Raw genomic sequence first — 19,601 nt, 5'->3', positions numbered from 1 at the left:
GCATATGGGTGGGCATTTGGCGGTAATGTTGCACCGAATCCCAATACTCTTCTGAGGAAGGCCCCGCCATGAGCATGCTCGGCATCAAATGGAAGCTCCACGGCAACGGCAAGTCCATTCGCCCAGGCCACGTGGTGGCTCCCGACGAGCGGCTCGCGTGGCCGTTGACCATCGGCATTGGCATGCAGCACGTAGTTGCCATGTTCGGCGCCACCTTCCTGGTCCCCATCATCACTGGCATGCCGCCGGCCACCACCCTGCTCTTCTCGGGCATCGGCACCCTGCTCTTCCTGGTGATCACCAAGGGCCGGGTGCCCAGCTACCTTGGTTCAAGCTTCGCGTTCATCGCCCCGATCATGGCGTCGCAGCAGCAGTACGGCGTCAGTGGCGCCTTGGGCGGCGTGGTGCTTGCCGGCGTCGTACTGGCGCTTATTGGTGCGATCGTCCAGAAGTTTGGAGCCGAATGGATCAACCGGCTCATGCCGCCGATCGTGACCGGCGCGATCGTGGCGCTGATCGGACTGAACCTCGCGCCAGCCGCGAAGGCAAACTTCGACGCCGCTCCCGTCACCGCGCTGATCACGCTGGTGACGATCATCCTGGTCAGTGTCCTATTCCGCGGAATCCTGGGGCGCCTGAGCATTCTGGTGGGCGTTGTGGTCGGGTATCTCGTGGCCATGATGCGCGGTGAGGTGTCCTACGAAAAGATGGACGCCGCCGCGTGGGTTGGCCTGCCGCTGTTCCAGACGCCCGAATTCCACCTTGGCGTGGTGGGGCTGTTCGTCCCCGTGGTGCTGGTGCTCGTGGCTGAAAACGTGGGGCATGTGAAGTCGGTGGCCGCAATGACCGGCCAAAACCTCGACGGCGTCTCCGGCCGCGCGCTGATGGCCGACGGCGCCGCCACTGTACTTGCCGGCTTCGGCGGCGGTTCCGGTACCACGACGTACGCGGAGAACATCGGCGTCATGGCCGCTACCAAGGTCTACTCGACGGCGGCCTACTGGGTGGCTGGTATCTTCGCCATCCTGCTGAGCTTCTCCCCGAAATTCGGCGAACTGATTGCCACGGTCCCGGCCGGCGTCCTGGGCGGCGCCGCGACGATGCTGTACGGCATGATCGGCGTGCTCGGCGTGAAGATCTGGGTGCAGAACAAGGTCAACTTCTCCAACCCGATCAACCTGACCACGGCTGCCGTAGCACTGATTATTGGCATCGCGGACTACACATGGACCATTGGCGAGCTGAAGTTCACTGGCATTGCCTTGGGGTCAGCCGCTGCACTGGTGATCTACCACGGCATGAAGGGACTGGCTCGTTGGCGCGGGACCGTCGCCGAGCCGGAAACCGAGACGGCGGGCCTGCCTCCTGCGGTGAAGTCGGCGATGAATGCCGCGGCTAAGCGGGGCGGGAAGAAGGGGAAGTAGGGCTTCCTTCCGGGCAATTCGGATGCGGCGTTAAGCCGCAAGCAGCCCTTACTGGTCCCCGAAATTGGTGTCGAAACGGTTCATAAACGCGGCCATGGCATCGCGGGCCACTGGCTCAAAGGGCCTGTACGTCTTGGTCCCATCAGCTTCCGTCCACCCGGAACTGATGCCGCTGCTCGCGAGCCACGTGATCTGTTTGTAGAACGGGTTGGTCGTGGCAACGTCCGTAAACGGCGACTCCGCGGGGGCATTGAACTCCGGCGAACCGGCCAGCCTGTACATAAACGCGGCCATGGCATCGCGGGCCACCGGTTCAAAGGGCCTGTACGTCTTGGTCCCATCAGCTTCCGTCCACCCGGAACTGATGCCCTTGCTGGCAAGCCACGTGATCTGTTTGTAGAACGGGTTGGTCGTGGCTACGTCCGTGAAGGGCGACTTGCCGGGGGGTGTGAAGGCAGGTGAGCCTGCCAGCCGGTACATGAAGGCGGCCATAGCGTCACGGGCTACGGGGGCCAAGGGTCGGTAGTTCCTGGCTCCGTTGGCCTCGGTCCATCCTGTTGAAATGCCACGGGACCCGAGCCAATTGACTTCGGCGCTGAACAAACCATCGGATATGTCGGAGAAAATGGGGCCTGGGTTGCTCGCGAAGGCCGTCAACTGCCCGACGGTACCGTTGAAGACATTCTGATCACCCGGGAACACTCCGGAATCGGCGTACTGCCACAAGGTGTAGGCGTTCCAACCAGCTGGCAGCGCCCCGGGTGTCGACTCCCACCTGGCGATGTGCAGAGGGTGGTTCCCGAAGCCGTTGGCCTTACCCGTGCAGGTATTCCACCAGTCGGTGGTGGTGTAGATGGCAGGAAGGCGGCCGGTTCGCGACAGGATGGTGGTGGCGAAATCGGAGACCCACGACACCATCTCGCCAGGGGTCATTCCGTAGCAAGTGCTGCCGTAGGGGTTGTATTCGAGATCCAGCAGGGCAGGCAGTGTTTTTCCATCCGGCGTCCAGGCTGCACCGCTCTGGAGGAAGTAGCTGGCTTGAGCGGCACCGGACGACGCGTTGGGGAGGGCGAAATGGTAGGCGCCGCGCAGCATCCCGGCTGAAGCAGCTCCGGCGTATTGGTCAGCGAAGTATGGGTTGCTGTATTCGGTCCCCTCGCTGGCTTTGACGTACGCGAACTTGGCCCCGTTTGCTGCAGCCTTGGTCCAGTCCACCACCCCTTGGTGGCTACTGACGTCCATTCCGGGTACGCCCGGCATTGCAAAAGCCGACTCTGTGGCCTGAATGGAGAACAATTGGCCTGCACTTTCATGACCACGAATGGTCGATCCCATGGCGTGGTCGTTTTGGGCTGCGGGCGATTCTTCGGAGGCGTTGGCCGCCGTTGCACCAGTCGCGGCGAGAAGCATGGTGGCGAGCAGGACAGCGGCCGCTTTAGCGCCGATAAACCCTCGTGTCGGCGGTTTGGCTGGACTTTTCGGGAGACCTGAGCGGCTGGACATGGAGAATTTCATTCGACGATTCCTTCGACGTTCGAGAGGAACCGGCGCCCCCACGTGGTTCAGCCCAGCCTACTATCCAAAGTCACACTCCCACTTCCGCCAAGAACGCCGTGCGCCGCTCCAGTGAGTGCGGCATCCACAACTTGCATGCTGTTCATTGCAGGGAGAATTTTGATTCAGCAGCAATAACCAACCTTGAAGCCCACTCAATGCACTTGCTGGACTTGGCCCGGGTGAGACTCGAAACGTTGTATCCGGCTTTTGTCTTTTCACCCAACAGGCGGGCAAGAATCGCATTCTCACCCCCGGCTTCTTTTAGCACTTTTATCGCATCCGCATGATTATCGGACTTGGAGTGACGGCCCAGCTCCAGCAAACAAAAAGCATCCGCCGCTGCTATGCCTGCGTGGACCGCCAAGGTAGCAATGACGTCTGCATAAGCTTCTCCGGAATTCAGGGTGTTGATTGTATCGGCTGCTTCAAGGAAAGCCCTTGAATCCTCAAGCCGCGCACTGGCGTCCGACCGCGCCGCCACTAGGCAGCCACCGAATCACGGAGTCGGCGCGACAGCCAATTGCGGTCACCGCAAACGTGAATGCCCTCTCTCATAATCGACTCGAATATCGGTGCCTGTCGAATTTCGGACGCTTCGTAGGTCATAGGGCGAACGTCGTTACCGGTGAGATGGTAGACATCAACGGCCAAATTACCAATCTGCTCGTGAAGCTCGTCGCTGGCGCCGTCGTGAATGATGAACAGCAAGTCGATATCAGAGTCATTACGCATGTCCCCGCGTGCCGCTGAACCAAAAAGGGTGACCTGCAGGGGGCGGTCCGGCCATCGGTTTATTGCTTGAGAAACAAAACGCGTCAAGCGATCCCTGCCTCGGGACGCTTCAGCAATGACACTGGCGAGCATATGGGACGAATTCAGAACATACTCGGTTCGGTTTCCGACCTGAGATCCCACCACAATGCCGCTTTCTTGGAGACGCTCCAAGCATCGCCGGGTGCCGGACACGGAGGCTTGGATGCCTCGCTCCCGAATCAGATGCCCAGGCGTGCTTGGACGACCGTCCGCCAATGCCATGAGGACATCAGCTTCGAGCGTGGGACAAATCGCCCTCAATGGGTTCTGCAGCTGCATAGGACCTCCCAATCGCTTCTTATAGTACGCGATTCAGCATCAGTTACACCACCTCCGCCCGAGCGGCTGCCATGGACTTCCGGAGACGCAGAGAAATCTTGAGAGAGCGCTCTCTTGACGCACGTGACTTGCAGCACATACATTGGACCCACATCCCAGAGAGCGCTCTCTCGCCCTAGGCGTACGGTCGCTCGAACACACAAAGGAGTGATCGTGGAGTTTTCGCGACTAAGGAAATTCACTGCCCTCGCCGGCGTAGCCTCTCTTGCCCTCGTGGCGGCAGGCTGCAGCGGCGGAGGCGACAAAGCGGCGAGCGCCGACAATCCCGTCACACTGACCGTGACCACCTTCGGCACTTTCGGATACGACGACCTGTACGCCGAATATGAGAAGCAGAACCCCGGTGTGACCATCGAGGCCACCAACATTGACCGTGGTTCAAACGCCCGGACGGATGCGTTCACCAAGCTCGCCGCAGGCTCCGGACTTAGCGATGTCACGGCCATCGAGGAAGGCTGGCTCGGCTCCATCATGGAGGTTTCGGACCAGTTCGTGGACCTCAAGGAGCACGGTGCCGAGGACATCAAGGGCAACTGGGTGGACTGGAAGTTCAAGCAAGGCACCGATCCCGATGGCCGCGTCATAGGCTATGGCACGGACATCGGACCGCAGGCATTGTGCTTCAACGGCAAGCTCTTCGAAGCTGCCGGCCTGCCGAGCGACCGCGAAAAGGTGGCCGAACTCTTCGGCGGCAAGGACGCAAGCTGGGATACGTACTTCAAGCTCGGCCGCCAGTACAAAGAGGCCACCGGCAAGGCCTGGTATGACCAGTCCGGATTCGTCTGGAACTCCATGGTCAACCAGATGGACGAGGGCTACTACACCAAAGACGGCAAGCTGAACGTTGAGGGCAACAAGGAGATGCGGGCAAAGTTCGACATGCTCGCTGCCGGCACTGCCGATGGCCTGTCCTCCAACCAGACCCAATTCGACTGGGGTAACGGCAAGGCCTTCGTGGATGGTTCCTTCGCAACGCACGTATGCCCGGCTTGGATGCTCGGCACCATCAAGGGCCAGCTCGAGTCCGCAGGCGGCGGGGCGGCAAGCGGCTGGGATGTAGCTGACGTGTTCCCGGGCGGTGCCTCCAACTGGGGCGGTGCTTTCCTCTCGGTTCCCAAGAGCTCCAAGCACCCGGCTGAAGCAGCAAAGCTGGCAGCCTGGCTGACCGCACCTGAGCAGCAGATCAAGCAGTCCGCTGCAGCGAACAACTTCCCCAGCACCCTCGAAGCCCAGGCAAAGATCGTCGAGGCAGCAAAGCCGAACGAACTGTTCAACAATGCCCCGTATGGCGCAATCTTTGAGTCCCGCGCCGAGGGTGTCATCGCCCAGTTCAAGGGTCCGGATGACTCTGTGATCCAGGAGAACGTCTTCGGTCCCGCCCTCAAGATGCTCGATTCGGGCAAGGGTACGGCCGATGAGGCCTGGAATGAAGCCGTCAAGCTCCTCAACGACCTCGTGGTCAACAACTAGCAGAACCCGGCCGTGGGGCCTCCGGGACAACCGGAGGCCCCCTCACAGAGTCTGAGACCCGTCCATGACCACCACATTGAACCGCCCGGCAGCCAGCAGATCGGCCGCCAACAAACCGAAACCGACGTTCCGTCAACGCCTGAACGTCTTCGATATGAAGGCGTCCCCCTACCTCTACATCGCCCCGTTCTTCATCCTGTTCGCCTTGGTGGGCCTCTTTCCCCTGGGCTACACGTTCTTCGTCTCCCTCTTCGACTGGCACCTGCTCAAAGGCCAGGGAGAGTTTGTGGGATTCCAAAACTTCGCTGAGGTGCTGCAGGACAGGTTCTTCTGGAACTCCCTCTTTAACACCGTCAGCATCTTCCTGATTTCCACTATCCCCCAGCTGATTATGGCCACCATCATTGCCGCGGTCCTGGACCAGAACCTGCGAGCCAAGACCTTCTGGCGCATGAGCATCCTGCTCCCCTACGTAGTCACTCCCGTGGCCGTCGCCATGATCTTCACCAACATGTTCGGGGAGCAGTACGGGCTCATCAACAACATCCTGTCGAGCTTCGGCATCGATCCCATCATGTGGAAAAACGACACCCTTCCCAGCCACATCGCCATCGCCACCATGGTGAACTGGCGTTGGACGGGCTACAACGCGCTGATCCTCCTGGCCGCCATGCAGTCAGTACCGCGCGATATCTACGAGTCTGCAGCCATCGACGGCGCCGGCTCCGTCCGCCGCTTCTTCAGCATCACCTTGCCCAGCATTCGACCCACCATGGTGTTCGTCATTGTCACGGCCACCATCGGCGGGCTGCAGATCTTCACAGAGCCCCGCCTGTTCGATCCCGTGGCTGCCGGCGGAACGGCACGGCAGTTCCAGACCACCGTTCTGTACCTGTGGGAGATGGCCTTCCAGCGGCAGAACTTCGGCAAGGCCTCCACCATCGCCTGGCTCCTGTTCCTGATCATCCTGCTCTTCGGCATCGTGAACTGGTTGATCTCACGCCGTATCGCCACAAATGGCGACGATCGCGGCGCTGCCAGCCGCCGCCGTCGTAAGCGTTCTTCCGCCGCGAACGTAAAAGCGGACGACGCCGGCCTCCCGGCTCAGGCGGCAGCGGCAGAACCGGCCACCGCAACAGAACCAACCCCGAGGAGCGGGCAATGACCCTCACGCAAAACCGGCCACAAACACCGGCCCTTCAGCGAACCTCACGATCCCTGGCCACACGGAAGGCACTCTTTGGCAACGGCCGACGGCCCGGCTTCCTCACCTATGGGTTGCTGCTCGCGTTCTTCCTGGCATCGGCCTACCCGCTCTGGTGGTCCGTGATCATCGGCAGCCGCTCCAACGAAGCCCTCGGGGAAACCTGGCCGCCGCTGCTCCCGGGCGGCAACTTCTGGACCAACGTCGGCGAAGTCTTCGACACCATCCCGTTCTGGCTCGCGCTCGGCAACAGCGTCCTGATCTCGGGCATCATCACCGTCTCTGTGGTGGGATTCTCCACCTTGGCCGGGTACGCGTTCGCCAAACTGCGCTTCCGCGGCCGCAACTGGCTGATGGTGGCAGTGATCGCCACTATGGCGATCCCGACGCAGCTCGGCATCATCCCGTTGTTCATGCTGATGCGCACGCTCGGCTGGACAGGTGAGATCGGCGCCGTCGTCATCCCTACTCTTGTCACGGCGTTTGGTGTCTTCTTCATGCGGCAGTATCTAGTGGACGTGATCCCGGACGAGCTCATCGAGTCGGCACGCATGGATGGCGCGTCCATGATTTCAACCTTCTGGCACGTGGCGCTCCCTGCCGCACGCCCGGCCATGGCAATCCTCGGCCTTTTTACGTTCATGACGGCATGGACTGATTTCCTGTGGCCCCTGCTGGTGCTCGACGCCGGCAACCCCACCTTGCAGACGGCGCTCAGCCAACTGCAGTCGGCCCGTTACGTGGACTACTCGATCGTTCTGGCCGGTGCCGTCATGGCAACTCTTCCGCTGCTGGCCCTCTTCGTCATAGCGGGACGTCAACTTATATCCGGAATCATGCAAGGAGCAGTGAAGGGCTAATGCCATTCGAAGCAACAAACCACCCAGCGACCACTCCCTTTAACAGGGTTTGGCCCAAGGGCTTCATCTGGGGCTCGGCTACCGCCGCAGCCCAGGTGGAAGGCGCCAGCCACGAGGGCGGCAAGGAAGATTCCGTGTGGGATGCTTTCGCCCGCGTTCCGGGTGCCATTGCCAACGGCGAGACGCTGAAGGACGCGGTGCAGCACTACCACCGAATGCCCCAGGATGTCAGGATCATGAAAGAGCTGGGCTTGGATTCCTACCGGTTCTCCACCAGCTGGTCCCGTGTCCGGCCGGGTGGCCGTGCCGCGAATGCCGAAGGCTTGGACTTCTACTCCCGCCTTGTGGATGAACTGCTCGACGCCGGCATCCTCCCCTGGTTGACGCTTTACCACTGGGACCTGCCGCAGGCGCTGGAGGAGAAGGGCGGCTGGGCCAACCGCGATACCGCCTACCGTTTCGTCGACTATGCAAACGATGTCTACTCGGCGTTGGGGGATCGCGTCCAGCACTGGACGACATTCAACGAACCGTTCTGCTCGTCACTCCTTGGTTATGCGGCGGGCGTCCACGCTCCGGGTCGTCAGGAACCGGACGCGGCCGTAGCGGCGATCCACCACCAGCATCTGGCCCACGGCCTGGTGGTCAACGAACTGCGGAGTCGCGGCGCGCAGCAATTGGGGATCACGCTGAATCTCAGCAACTCCATTCCGCGGGATCCTTCCGATCCCGTGGACCTCGATGCGGCGCGCCGGTTCGACTCGCTGCAGAACCGGATCTTCCTCGATCCAATCCTCCGCGGCGCCTACCCGGAGGACACCCTCAACGATCTTGGGCAGTTCGGCATCCGGGACGTCATCAAGCCCGGCGATCTGGAGATTATCGGTGCACCTATCGATTTCCTGGGCGTCAACCACTACCACGATGACCTCATCAGCGGACACCCCACTGCTGAACACGGAGACGGCCACTCGGGCGGTGCAACGCGCCCGACGTCGTCGTGCTGGATCGGTTCGGAAGATATCGCCTTCCCGAGCCGCGGCCTGCCACGCACGGCCATGAACTGGGAGGTCAACCCTGATGGACTGCGGAAGCTCCTGGTGCGCCTTGGCGAGGAGTACCCGACGCTGCCGCCGCTGTACATCACGGAAAACGGCGCCGCCTACGACGACATCGTCAGTCCTGACGGAGCAGTCCACGACGCCGAGCGGACCCAGTTTGTCCTCGACCACATCACAGCTGTTGGTGAGGCACTCGACCAGGGCGCCGATGTGCGCGGCTACTTCGTTTGGTCGCTCCTGGACAACTTCGAGTGGTCCTGGGGTTACGGCAAGCGCTTCGGGGTTGTTCGCGTGGACTACGACACCTTTGAACGGACGGTGAAGGACAGCGGACTCGCTTACTCCCGCGTTATCGAGGCAGCCAAGGCATCTGCGACCGCTACCGTGAACGCCTAAAGTAGCCTTCAGAGGCTTACTTTTCTTACGTTCCGGAGATGACGATGACGCAGGACACCAGCGGCCCCCGGCCGGTACCCACCCTTGAGATGGTGGCTGCCTTGGCCGGAGTGTCGCGGGCCACTGTGTCCCGCGTCGTCAATGACAGCCCTAGTGTTGACCCGGAACTGGCACAGTCCGTGAGAAAAGCGATCCTTGCACTCGACTACACGCCAAACCGTGCCGCACGTTCCCTCGCCAAACGCCGGGCGAATGCGGTCACACTGATCGTCCCGGAGTCGACATCCAAGGTCTTTGCGGACCCCTTCTTCGCATCGGTGGTCCAAGGCATTGCCCTGTTCCTGACCGATACCGAGTACACCCTGAACATGGTGATCTCCTCTGAGTCGAAGCCGGAAAAAACCCGCAGCTTCCTGCTCGGAGGCAACGTGGACGGCGTCCTGGTGGTGTCGCACCACAGCGGTGACAACTCCTGGACGCACCTTTCGGGATCACTTCCCATGGTGTTCGCCGGGCGCCCCTTAGTAGGCGGCAAGGAGAGCTACTACGTGGATGTGGCCAACGAGCAAGCGGCCTACGATGTCACCCAGCTTTTGACCGAGAGCGGCCGAAAGAACGTTGCCACGATCGCGGGTCCGCAAGACATGCCCCCGGGCATTGACCGCCTCGCCGGGTGGAGGACGGCCGTGCGGGAGGCAGGTCTTGGGGAGGGCTTGATGGAGGAAGGCGACTTCACTTTGGCGTCCGGCACCAGAGCAATGCATCGTTTGCTGGATCGGGGCGTGCCGATTGACGCTGTTTTCGCGGCGAACGACCAAATGGCCGCCGGCGCCTACACCGCCATCCAGGGGCGGGGCCTGCGCATCCCGGAGGACATCGCCGTCGTCGGTTTTGACGACGATTCCTTCGCTACCTCAGTGACCCCCGCCCTCACCACCGTGCATCACCCGATTGTTGAACTCGGCAAGAAGATGGCCGAGACCCTGGTGAACCTGATCGAGGGCAAACCGGCGGAACGCGTTACCAGAATGCCAACCTCGATCGTGATCCGCGATTCCGTTTAGCTCCATGCCTTGAAGGGCTCTTCCTTGCTTCCTGCTCCCGTCAGCACCACGGCTCCTTCCGTCGCGACAGGCCGCCCCATCCGTTGGGGAGTAGTGGCCACGGGATCCATAGCCCTGCGCGTGGTGCAGGATCTTGCGCTCCTTGAGGACGCCGTCCTGCAAGCTGTCAGTTCCCGCTCGGAGGTTGCGGCCCGGAGCTTTGCTGAAAAGTTCGGGTTTGTCACCGCCTACCCGGATGCAGGAGAGACGCCGGGCTACGAGCGGCTGCTGGCCGACCCCGCCGTCGACGTCGTCTACATCGCCACGCCGCACGCGCAGCATCACGCCGTCGCGCTTGCCGCGCTTAACGCGGGAAAGCACGTCCTGTGCGAAAAGCCCATCGCCATGGATGCCGTGCAGGCACGCGAACTGTCCGATCTCGCCCGGGATCGTGGGCTTTTCCTCATGGAAGCGATGTGGACCCGGTTCCTGCCGAGCTTCTGCCGCGCCGTCGAGATTTTGCGGTCAAGGGAGATCGGGGAGCCGCGCTGGCTCCAAGCTGACCTCGGTTTCGTGCCTGCATACGACCCCGCGTCCCGTATCTGGGATCCGGCTGCTGGCGGCGGAGCATTGCTGGACCTCGCCGTGTATCCGCTGACATGGGCGCTCGGAGTTTTCGGTGAGCCCCGCAGCATGCTTGCCACCGGAGTCCTGACTCCTGAAGGTGTGGACCTGCAGAATTCCCTTGCCCTGGATTATGAGAGCGGAGCGCATGCGCAGCTCATCACGTCGATCGGCGCGGAGTGCCCCAGCGTGGTGACTGTCGGAGGGACGGAAGGTTGGCTGCGATCCTCCGCTCCCCTTTTCAACCCGGCCGAGCTCATCATCCAGCCACGCAGCGGCACGCCGCGGACGGAAAGGTTCGAGGTGACCGGGCACGGATTCAGCTACGAACTGCGCGAGGTGACACGGTGCCTCCAGGCCGGGCTGACTGAGAGCCCGTTCATGACTCCTGGGGAGTCGGTTGCGATGATGGAACTGCTGGACGAGGCTCGTCGGCAGATGGGCCTCCGCTATCCCAGCGATCCTCAGTCTCCCACCGCAGTAGATCCCCTGGCTGGCAGTCCAGTACCTCGCACAGCGCTTCGAGCGTAGTAAACCTCACGGCCTTCGCTCGCCCGTTCTTGAGTACAGCCAAGTTAGCTGGCGTGATACCGACTTTCTCGGCAAGCACTCCAACCGGCATTTTGCGCTTGGCCAGCATGACGTCAATATCCACGATGATCGGCATCAGATCACCTCATCGAGCTCGGAGCGGAGCTGTGCGGCTTCGACGTCCCGCGCTACAGCCTGGGCAAGCAGTGTACGCATCACCAACACAACCAGCGCCACGCCACCGATCATCAACGCCGCTCCGCAGATCAGCATCACGATGCCTGGTGCGGTCTCGCCGGGTGCCAGAATCACGGCGATGCCGAACACCAGCACCGCCGCCAACGCGATGGCACCAAAGATGATGTCCACGAACCGGAAGGCCCCGTGGGAGAACACGGTTCCGCGACGCACCATCGTCAGCAATCGCCACACGCAGACCGATACCACCTGGACACACAGAATCCCCAAGACCACGATGGCCAGCAGGGCAACACGAGGGCCGTCGGGGGCGCCGGCCTCAACAAGATCGGTCGAGAGCAACGGGACCATCCGTACCTGCACAAACAACGAACCGGCCAGCACCATCGCGATTACTATCCGTAACGCGAGAATTGTCAGCTTTCCCACTGGAGTCTCCTTTATCGAACAACAATCTGATTCTATCGATATTCGATAGTTAAGCAACCGCACTTGCAGCTTTTGTGGATAGTCAGCTTGCTTACTAAAGCCTCTTTCCCTAGGCTTGAACAGGTCAGACAAACGACTCTCACAGCGGCGGCCCACGCTCAAAAAGCACTCCGCCGCGCAACGGAGGAGGAACAATGTCAGAACACAACATCACAGGCAAGAAGGTCGCATTCCTGTTGACGGACGGCGTGGAGCAGGTGGAACTCACCAGCCCATGGCAGGCGGTCAAGGATGCCGGCGGCGAGCCCACTCTCGTGGCCCCGTCCAAGGGAAAGCTCCAAGGCTTCAATGGCGTGGAAAAGGGTGACACCTTCGACGTCGACCTCGCGGTAGCCGATGCCAACGCTTCCGACTTTGACGCTCTGGTTCTTCCCGGTGGCGTCGTCAACGCCGATCATCTCCGCGTAGATAAGGACGCACAGAACTTCACGCGCGCCTTCTTTGAGCAGCACAAGCCGGTGGCGTCCATCTGCCACGGACCCTGGATTCTCATCGAGGCCGGCGTGATCAAGGGCCGCAACGTCACCTCGTATCACACGCTCCAGACCGACCTGAAGAACGCTGGCGCCAACTGGACCGACGAGGAAGTGGTGGTGGACCAGGGCTTGGTCACCAGCCGCAACCCGGACGACCTCCCAGCCTTCAACAGCAAGGTTGTGGAAGAGATTTCCGAAGGCCAACACGCTGGACAGACCGCCTAACGGTCAGCGACCCACATACGGCGAGTGCCGCCGTCGTACTTTCACAAGAAGTACGACGGCGGCACTTGGCGTTTCGCTGTCTGCAGGCTTTCGAGGGAGAAACGGACGGTTCTTGGGAGCGCTAAATGAGTGTGGTGAAGATATCCCAGCCGTTGCCTTTTTGTTGGGTGCCGAATGGCCCGCCCTATGAGGAGATCGACGTCCTGATGATGGCGATGACATTGTTGCCCGGTCGGGGGTGCCCTCCGTTCACCGCGACGTCCAGGTTGTGCTCGTAGCTGCCTCCCCCGCTGATTTCGGACATGACTGCCCACCCGGGTCCCCACACTGAGGGCTGCTTCCAGTTCCGTTGACCGTCCGTGGAGTATTCGTGGAGGTATCCGCCGATCTTTCCAGCCATCCGCCGCCTCCGCCCCTTGGTAAAGGTAGAGGTCGCAAACGGATCCCGGGCAAGGACGTCGCTGTTGCCGCCCCCCGTCGAAATCCCCCGGCGAGAACGAAGTTTCCGCGGCCGGTCCAACCCGTGGCCCGGTGGGACGCAGAAGTGGGGACTTGATGATTCCCTCGTTGCTGGCGGGGTGATTCTGTGAGGGTATGTTCATCCGCGCCCACGCATCTGGAACAGATTGATGAATCCGGGAAAGAGAAAGAGCCCGCCAAATAGCGGGCTCTTTCTTAATCTTTTGTCCGCGAGGGGAGGCCTTAGCCCACGAAACACGCGACTCGTAGAACCAACTTTAGGATAAGTACGTGCCATATGCCAATTCAGCTGCGCAGACCGCGATACATGCCTCCTTATCCGGACCTCGCATGTCCACCTACGTTCAGGCCACCTCCGGCGACCTGAAAAGAGCGTTGGACCTTTATGGCTGGAATGCCCGGGCATCAGCAGCCTTGATGGTGCCAGCGCATTTCGCCGAAGTCACCGTGCGGAACGCTGTTTCCGATGCCCTGACCGGCCTATACGGCCCGGACTGGCCATGGAACCAGACATTCGAGGGCAGTTTGCCCGGTGCGCCCCGTGGGCGCTATAGCCCTCGACAGGACTTGGTCTCTACCCGTAATAGCGAACGTACAACAGGAAAAGTCATCGCTGAATTGAAGTTCGTCTTCTGGCAGAAGATGTTCACCGCACGTCATGACGAACGCCTCTGGGACCAAGCCATTCTTACGCTATTCCCTCATGCAGCAGCCACGACCGCGGAGACCTTACGGGGACGGATTTATGCCGACCTGGAAGCAATTCGCCTGCTCCGGAACCGCATTGCCCACCATGAACCAATCTTCACGCGCAACCTCGCAGACGACCTGAAGAGAGTGATCGAACTAGTGGACATGCGCTGCACGGCCACCGCGGGCTGGGTCAGGGCCATTGAGACTGCAAGCACGGTCCTACAGGAACGCCCCTGAACTACCCCGGCCACCAGGATGCAACTGACGTGTGGCGAGGTGGACCGTAACGGTAACCGCCCCACACACTTTATGGCAAATGGCCAGCGCCAGCTAGGAGCAGTGGGTGCACAACGTTCACCGAAAGCAATTGCCCCTAACTGGCGCACGTGGGCCGATCCTTCGCCGGGTGGGACCTTAGACCACTCGCCGCACTCAGGGGCAAGCGGACGATGAGCGGAAATGACGATCTCATACCCAAGTCCGACGAGCGTTGGAGCACCGCCACAAGACGAGCGCAAGGTACTTCAGACTTGGGCCTCGCCGGGACTTAAAAAGACCTATTACGCGCACTATTTCCCGGCCGGGCTGATTATCCTTGTCACGGTGGGGACTGACGGGATGCTAGCTTTCGGAGGCGAACCCGCGGATTGGCCGTCATTTTGCGAGCGCTGACTTTGGGGCTCGCTTGCATCCGCTTACCGCATTGAGAAGCAGCGGCCGCGGCAGCTCCGCCGTCGTAATGTTGCGCAGGTCACACTCGACGCATACGCTGGGGACGCTGCAGCGTGGCAGCAAGGATGAAAGGCAACACATTGGCCAGCGACAAGCTCTCCGTAGTTGTTCGCGTCGACGTTGACGGCGAACAGATCCAGATCGCAGCGACCGGTCGAGTAACCACCATGAGCCTCCAGGGGCTCTACCCGGTGGTTCAACGCACCAAGAGCCTCGGCGGCGGCCTCGGTGTCGAAATGGATCTGTCCCAAGCGACGATTGATGCCGATGCCCTCGCCCAGCTGACGACTTACGCCGAGCTTCACGAAGTCCCGGTCCGGCTGCAGCCGGATTCCGGCAACGTGACCGCCCTTCCAGCCCGCGAACTCCAGACCACCAGCCGCGCCGCATAGCAGGAGGCACCGATGCGCAAAGTCACCGCTGGCCTGTTCCACTCCGTGGATGGCGTAGTGCAGGACCCCTTCAAGTTCCAGTTCGACAGCTTCGACGACGAACTGGGCACGGGACTCACCAAGATGATCAACACGGTGGACACCGTGGTCCTGGGTCGTGTCAGCTACCAGGAGTGGGCCGGCTATTGGCCGAACGCTCCACGGGACGAAGACTTTGCTGCCTTCATCAACCCTGTGGAAAAGTTCGTTGCATCCCACACCTTGTCCGAACCCCTTGAATGGGAAAATTCCCACCTGATTGAGGGCGACCTGGAGCAGTTCGTCACGGAGCTGAAATCGCGGGAAGGCGGCGAAATCGCCGTCTGCGGCAGCATCTCCCTGGTCCGCCAGCTCTTCTTCGCGGGCATCCTCGATGAACTCACCCTCATGACGCACCCCGTAGTTGCGGGCAGTGGGCGACGACTTTTCGAAGATGGCGATCCGCTGCACCGGCTCGCGTTGGAGAACCAATACGCCACCAGCAAGGGCAACGTGGTCAGCACCTACAGCCTGCGCGAAGACTAAAACGCACGACGGCGGCAGTCACCCGCCGCCGTCGACCTGCATGAACGGTCACCCCAGCAGCAGCGCCGCTCCCAGTTCGCTCCTGAAGTAGAGCACGCTGTGTCCGTATCGTGTTGATGTCACGAGTCCAGCGTCTCGGAGCACCCTGAGGTGCTGGTTCACAGCGGACGTTGTGACCCCGAAGCGCAGGCCCAGCTCGGTGGACGAGGCCGGGGCAGCCAGCGCAGTGAGCAGGCTGGTCCGAACCTCCCCCAACACAGCCACAATCGCACCCGGATTCGTAACGCGCTCCGTTTCCCACATGGCACCCTGGCCCCGAACCGGGTACATCAGTAGCGGCGGGTCGCCGTGGTTCACGGGAGCAGAGGCCCTGCGGGTAAACATGGTGGGAACAAGGGTCAGCCCCAGACCGTCAGTCTTCTCGGTCCGCGACGCCGGGTTCTTCAACCTCACGGATATCACCCGTCCGTCGAACTCCACAGCACCGGACAGGTCGTTGAGCATCGTGAACAGCCCGCCCTGCGCAATCTGACGCCCACGGTAGACGATATCCGCTTCCAGTATGGTGCGCATGCGCAACCAATGCGGTGCGAAGCAGGTGTCCCAGAACTCCCGGAGGATACGGACCATACGCCGGACGGCCTGATCAACAGGTCCGGAAAAGACGGCCGGAACGGCGCCGTGCACCCGCATTAGGTCGCCATGAAACTGCTCGGCTGAAATTTGCTCCAATGCATCAAACTCGTCATCGATCCTCGTGAGCGGGGACTCAGGCCGCGGGTTCAGGAAGTCCGGTGTCCACAATCGGTCATCCACCAAGGCCAGCAATCCATCCAGGTCCAAGCGCGAGCGGGCCTCTTCCGTCCGACGCAACCATGGCAGTTGAAGTGGATACTGGCTCGGGTCGCGAATAGCCCTTAGGGAAAGTCCCAGTTCACATAGAGGCGAGATTCCGAAACGCACGCCGCCCAGATCTGCGTCTGACAACTCGTACCTCAACATGAAGCATTACGCTACATCAATACCAGCCACCGGCAGGGGGTGGCAGAACTACATGTGTGACTAAATCCCCCGCAGACACCGCTCAATCCCAAAAGCACAGCCTCCGCGTCGCGCTCTCAGATCCCACCCTCAAAATTCTCGCTTCTGCCATCCTCGTAGCCACGGTGGGCCGCGGCATCTTCCTCACGTTAACGGTTCTGTACTTCAGCCGCTTCGTTGGGCTGAGTGCCGTGGAAATCGCCGTGATCCTCTCAGTTTCCAGTGGGGTGGGCGTCGCGACGTCCTATATTGGTGGTCGTCTCGCCGACCGCTTCTCCGCACGTCGGCTCCTTGTAGGGATGGTCGCCATCGAAGGTCTGGCGATCGCAACCTATACGTTCGCCGGAAACTTCGGCACCGCCGTCGTCATTGCCTGTGTCGCAGTGGGCGTGAACCGCGGCGCGAATGCCACACGCTCCGCGATCATCGCCCGGGCCTTCGACGGTCCGAACCGCGTGAATGCGCGCGCAGTCCTCCGCACCATCACAAACCTGGGCATCGCCGTGGGAGGCATGATTGCCGGACTCGCACTGGTGGCCGGCACCGCCGACGCGTTCCGGGGAATGATGATCGGGGCTGGTGTGGTCTACATCCTGAGCGCGCTACACCTCCGCCGGCTGCCTGGCCGGGTAGACGCACCGCGTCACTATCCTGCCGGCCATGCTCCGAAGCGGGGCATCTCCCCCTTCAGGGACCGCCGCTATGTACTGCTTACCGTGCTGTCCGGCATTTTCGGCATGCAGTTCGGGCTGGCCGAGATGGGCGTCCCGTTGTGGATTTCGCACGACACCAGTGCGCCGGACGTCCTGATCTCCGTCATCCTTGTCATCAACACTCTGTGTGTAGTTTTGCTGCAGGTGCCGCTCTCCCGTGGCACCGACGACCCTCGGCGCGCAGGAAAAATCGTGATGACCGGTGGTGCACTGATGGCGGTAGCCTGCGCACTTTACGCAACTGCGGGAGGAATGCCGGTCATCGCAGCCATCACCCTCCTGTGTGGCGCGGCACTCCTTCACTCGTTCGCGGAAATCCTCTCGCAGGCTGGGGCCTGGGGACTCAGCTTCGAACTCGCCAACCCCCTCCAAGCAGGCGCTTATCAAGGGATGTTCGGCATGGGATCCGCCCTGGGGGCCATGCTGGCACCGCTTGTGGTGACTGCCACCGTCGTCGAACATGGCGCGCTGGGCTGGGCCATCCTAGGCGCGGTCTTCCTCGCGTCGGCGGCGGGAATTGCGCTAATAGCGCGGAAGGCTCCTACGACGACGGCACTCGCCCCGGCGGCCCGCTTATCTGCGTAGGTTTGTGGCGTCCGGAGATAAATCATTACGCGGAAAAGCGCCTTACGTTTGTGAGCGAGTCTTCCGATGCAGGCGAAACAGTCATTCACGACTTCCTAGTTCGAGCAGATCCACATCAACGTAACCGCTGCCTGGCTTGGGAGAACCGCGTTCCTTGCGAAGCCGGGCGGCCTTGTACTCGTCCCTGGCTAGTTTGAACCCGTACCAGGCAATAAATCCTGCGAGCCCCATAACCCAGAGCGCACCCCAAGAGGGTCCCTCCCCAATCCAAAGTGGGGACAGGAACATGGCTACAGCGGCGACGAACCCCACGCATCCAAAAGTCGACAGAATGGCCATCCCCCACCAAGTGCTGACCTGGGCTTGGCCGCGACCCGGCGAAAACCCAATCTCATCGCCCGGATAACTGTGGAGTTCACCGGTTGTGGTCCTACGTAGCACCCGCTTCTCACCATTGGCGATTGCCTGCTTGTGTTCGGCGTACACGGCATCCTCATGCCGATAACGCTCCCGGTCATAAACCACGGCCAACCCTCCGAAGATTTGAAAGTCCAGCCTAGCGGCCAATGCACGACGGCGGGGTCGGCTCAGAATCACTCAAACTGCGCCAGGTGTGGCCGGCCCGGGTGGTCAAAGTCCTCGCCGGCCACACTGTCCGCCTGGGCGAGCGGACAAGTGCGCGGCCGGCCAGCCGACGGTGGGGCCTTGCTCGCGCACGGTGACCAGCCGACGAGGGGGGTCTCTTCGCCTCCTCGACCGTGGCTGTTGTTCTGCATCCGAATGCGCTCTACAGCCCGTCACTACTTGGTAGTGGCTCCAGTGGGATGAACGTGACGTGATTCAGGTCACTTTTAATCCTGTCCGTGTTCTTGAGCGCGGCCTAATTCTTCCGAGCCTTCAAATCCGCAACTACCTTCGCGATCCGCCGGGCACGCGTCTCCTCGGTCTTCGCATCACCGATCGGCTCGACGTAGCGCCGCTGGCTGCTGTAGTTCAGCGTGCCGTAGAACGCCTTCGCCTCAGGCTCCGCCTCGAGCGCGGCGGTCAGGTCCGCCGGCAGCTCGACAACCCGGGGTTCGGTGTCTACTTCAAGACCAACGTCCACGGTGTCCCCCGCTGCGGCGCCGGTCAGTTCACGGTTCGCCGAGCTGACACCCACCATGTATTTCCCGCCCATCACGGCGATGCTGCTGCGGTAACTCTGGCCGTTGATGGTCACCACCACCGGGGGCCGCTTTCCCGCGCCGAGCCCCTCAACGATCGCGTCCGGAACCTCGATACCCGCCTTGTTGCCATCGCCGACGATGGTCGTAGTGAATTTCATGACCCAAGTATGCCGTTGGCCGCCAGTAGACGCACCCCGTCAGCAGGACTACGTTCGAGGTAACCACGCAATCCCCGCTACCCAAGGAGAAGAACATGGACGAGCAGGACCTTCTGGAGCGCATCCAATCGTTGGTTGAGGAGGAGCACCGTCTCCGCGACACCACGTCAGGGGGCGGCGGAACCGAGGACGACGTCGACGGCGATGGCGGCCTGGCACGATTGGCTCAACTCGAAGCGCAGCTCGACCAGTGTTGGGACCTGCTGCGCCAACGCCGGGCGAAGAGAGACGCCGGGGAGAACCCCAACGAGGCCGAGCCGCGCCCCATCAGTGAAGTGGAAGGCTACCGGCAGTAGCGCCGCACTCC

The 19,601-nt window shown here is 61.5% G+C and carries 21 protein-coding genes and 1 pseudogene; 13 read left to right on the top strand and 9 right to left on the bottom strand.

The window, feature by feature from the left end; all coding sequences use genetic code 11:
* The first annotated feature begins 68 nt into the window (after positions 1–68).
* Positions 69–1,424, top strand: coding sequence for a uracil-xanthine permease family protein (locus ACNAOT_RS00440; protein ID WP_420179588.1), 1,356 nt, complete (start codon positions 69–71; stop codon positions 1,422–1,424).
* Positions 1,425–1,472: 48 nt separating this feature from the next.
* Here ACNAOT_RS00440 and ACNAOT_RS00435 read toward each other — a convergent pair whose 3' ends face one another.
* The 3 genes from ACNAOT_RS00435 to ACNAOT_RS00425 all read right to left on the bottom strand — a co-directional run bounded on the left by ACNAOT_RS00435 (position 1,473) and on the right by ACNAOT_RS00425 (position 3,713).
* The gene (locus tag ACNAOT_RS00435; RefSeq protein ID WP_420179587.1) at positions 1,473–2,939 is read right to left on the bottom strand and encodes a GH25 family lysozyme; all 1,467 of its coding nucleotides are present in this window, start codon (positions 2,937–2,939) and stop codon (positions 1,473–1,475) included.
* A gap of 142 nt (positions 2,940–3,081) precedes the next feature.
* Positions 3,082–3,462: a hypothetical protein gene (locus ACNAOT_RS00430; RefSeq protein WP_420179586.1), complete on the bottom strand. Its 381-nt coding sequence runs from the start codon at positions 3,460–3,462 to the stop codon at positions 3,082–3,084.
* Positions 3,462–3,713, bottom strand: coding sequence for a hypothetical protein (locus ACNAOT_RS00425; protein ID WP_420179585.1), 252 nt, complete (start codon positions 3,711–3,713; stop codon positions 3,462–3,464). The genes ACNAOT_RS00430 and ACNAOT_RS00425 overlap by 1 nt, the downstream gene beginning before the upstream one ends.
* 573 nt (positions 3,714–4,286) lie before the next feature.
* Here ACNAOT_RS00425 and ACNAOT_RS00420 point away from each other — a divergent pair.
* The 6 genes and pseudogenes from ACNAOT_RS00420 to ACNAOT_RS00395 form a co-directional block, all read left to right on the top strand.
* Entirely contained in the window at positions 4,287–5,603 is a 1,317-nt protein-coding gene (locus ACNAOT_RS00420; protein WP_420179584.1) for an ABC transporter substrate-binding protein, read from the top strand.
* A gap of 64 nt (positions 5,604–5,667) precedes the next feature.
* Complete coding sequence (locus tag ACNAOT_RS00415; RefSeq protein WP_420179583.1) at positions 5,668–6,768, top strand: carbohydrate ABC transporter permease; 1,101 nt, start codon at positions 5,668–5,670, stop codon at positions 6,766–6,768.
* A complete protein-coding gene (locus ACNAOT_RS00410) occupies positions 6,765–7,667 on the top strand; it encodes a carbohydrate ABC transporter permease (protein ID WP_179018063.1) in 903 nt (300 codons plus the stop codon). The genes ACNAOT_RS00415 and ACNAOT_RS00410 overlap by 4 nt, the downstream gene beginning before the upstream one ends.
* Positions 7,667–9,124 carry a GH1 family beta-glucosidase gene (locus ACNAOT_RS00405; protein WP_420179582.1) on the top strand — a complete coding sequence of 486 codons (1,458 nt, stop codon included), beginning with the start codon at positions 7,667–7,669 and terminating at the stop codon, positions 9,122–9,124. The genes ACNAOT_RS00410 and ACNAOT_RS00405 overlap by 1 nt, the downstream gene beginning before the upstream one ends.
* Before the next feature lie 44 nt (positions 9,125–9,168).
* Positions 9,169–10,188 carry a LacI family DNA-binding transcriptional regulator gene (locus ACNAOT_RS00400; protein ID WP_420181216.1) on the top strand — a complete coding sequence of 340 codons (1,020 nt, stop codon included), beginning with the start codon at positions 9,169–9,171 and terminating at the stop codon, positions 10,186–10,188.
* Positions 10,189–10,281: 93 nt separating this feature from the next.
* Positions 10,282–10,956: pseudogene (locus ACNAOT_RS00395) on the top strand (Gfo/Idh/MocA family protein); the annotation flags it as partial.
* Between the two features lie 214 nt (positions 10,957–11,170).
* Here the strand turns inward: ACNAOT_RS00395 and ACNAOT_RS00390 are convergent.
* Positions 11,171–11,458 (bottom strand): helix-turn-helix domain-containing protein, encoded by a 288-nt coding sequence (locus ACNAOT_RS00390; RefSeq protein WP_364308637.1) that lies wholly within the window; start codon positions 11,456–11,458, stop codon positions 11,171–11,173.
* Positions 11,458–11,949 (bottom strand): DUF2975 domain-containing protein, encoded by a 492-nt coding sequence (locus ACNAOT_RS00385; RefSeq protein ID WP_364308636.1) that lies wholly within the window; start codon positions 11,947–11,949, stop codon positions 11,458–11,460. Before ACNAOT_RS00385 ends, ACNAOT_RS00390 begins: the two co-directional genes overlap by 1 nt.
* Before the next feature lie 194 nt (positions 11,950–12,143).
* Here ACNAOT_RS00385 and ACNAOT_RS00380 point away from each other — a divergent pair, with 194 nt between their 5' ends.
* Positions 12,144–12,710, top strand: a complete 567-nt coding sequence (locus ACNAOT_RS00380) for a type 1 glutamine amidotransferase domain-containing protein (protein WP_364308635.1) — start codon at positions 12,144–12,146, stop codon at positions 12,708–12,710.
* 184 nt (positions 12,711–12,894) lie between these two features.
* Here ACNAOT_RS00380 and ACNAOT_RS00375 read toward each other — a convergent pair whose 3' ends face one another.
* Positions 12,895–13,110 (bottom strand): hypothetical protein, encoded by a 216-nt coding sequence (locus ACNAOT_RS00375; protein ID WP_420179581.1) that lies wholly within the window; start codon positions 13,108–13,110, stop codon positions 12,895–12,897.
* A gap of 410 nt (positions 13,111–13,520) precedes the next feature.
* Between ACNAOT_RS00375 and ACNAOT_RS00370 the strand changes: the two genes are divergently transcribed.
* From ACNAOT_RS00370 to ACNAOT_RS00360, 3 genes are all read left to right on the top strand, one after another.
* Entirely contained in the window at positions 13,521–14,120 is a 600-nt protein-coding gene (locus ACNAOT_RS00370; protein WP_420179580.1) for a hypothetical protein, read from the top strand.
* A gap of 560 nt (positions 14,121–14,680) precedes the next feature.
* On the top strand, positions 14,681–15,007 hold the full coding sequence (locus ACNAOT_RS00365; protein ID WP_420179579.1) for a hypothetical protein: 327 nt from the start codon (positions 14,681–14,683) through the stop codon (positions 15,005–15,007).
* A gap of 12 nt (positions 15,008–15,019) precedes the next feature.
* The gene (locus tag ACNAOT_RS00360) at positions 15,020–15,571 is read left to right on the top strand and encodes a dihydrofolate reductase family protein (RefSeq protein WP_420179578.1); all 552 of its coding nucleotides are present in this window, start codon (positions 15,020–15,022) and stop codon (positions 15,569–15,571) included.
* Between the two features lie 48 nt (positions 15,572–15,619).
* On the opposite strand, the gene ACNAOT_RS00355 is transcribed toward ACNAOT_RS00360, so the two are convergent.
* Positions 15,620–16,573: a DUF5937 family protein gene (locus tag ACNAOT_RS00355; RefSeq protein ID WP_420179577.1), complete on the bottom strand. Its 954-nt coding sequence runs from the start codon at positions 16,571–16,573 to the stop codon at positions 15,620–15,622.
* A gap of 56 nt (positions 16,574–16,629) precedes the next feature.
* Here ACNAOT_RS00355 and ACNAOT_RS00350 point away from each other — a divergent pair, with 56 nt between their 5' ends.
* Positions 16,630–17,910 carry an MFS transporter gene (locus ACNAOT_RS00350; protein ID WP_420179576.1) on the top strand — a complete coding sequence of 427 codons (1,281 nt, stop codon included), beginning with the start codon at positions 16,630–16,632 and terminating at the stop codon, positions 17,908–17,910.
* An 81-nt stretch (positions 17,911–17,991) separates the two neighbouring features.
* Here the strand turns inward: ACNAOT_RS00350 and ACNAOT_RS00345 are convergent, their stop codons facing one another.
* Both ACNAOT_RS00345 and ACNAOT_RS00340 read right to left on the bottom strand, forming a co-directional pair.
* Positions 17,992–18,435, bottom strand: a complete 444-nt coding sequence (locus ACNAOT_RS00345) for a hypothetical protein (protein ID WP_420179575.1) — start codon at positions 18,433–18,435, stop codon at positions 17,992–17,994.
* A 355-nt stretch (positions 18,436–18,790) separates the two neighbouring features.
* The gene (locus ACNAOT_RS00340) at positions 18,791–19,234 is read right to left on the bottom strand and encodes a YdeI/OmpD-associated family protein (protein WP_420179574.1); all 444 of its coding nucleotides are present in this window, start codon (positions 19,232–19,234) and stop codon (positions 18,791–18,793) included.
* A 95-nt stretch (positions 19,235–19,329) separates the two neighbouring features.
* Between ACNAOT_RS00340 and ACNAOT_RS00335 the strand changes: the two genes are divergently transcribed.
* Positions 19,330–19,590: a DUF2630 family protein gene (locus ACNAOT_RS00335; protein WP_091464392.1), complete on the top strand. Its 261-nt coding sequence runs from the start codon at positions 19,330–19,332 to the stop codon at positions 19,588–19,590.
* The last annotated feature ends 11 nt before the right edge of the window (positions 19,591–19,601 follow it).

The organism is Paenarthrobacter sp. TA1.8, assembly GCF_048595705.1.
GTDB lineage: Bacteria > Actinomycetota > Actinomycetes > Actinomycetales > Micrococcaceae > Arthrobacter > Arthrobacter nitroguajacolicus.
This window is presented reverse-complemented; position numbering and strand designations above follow the sequence as displayed.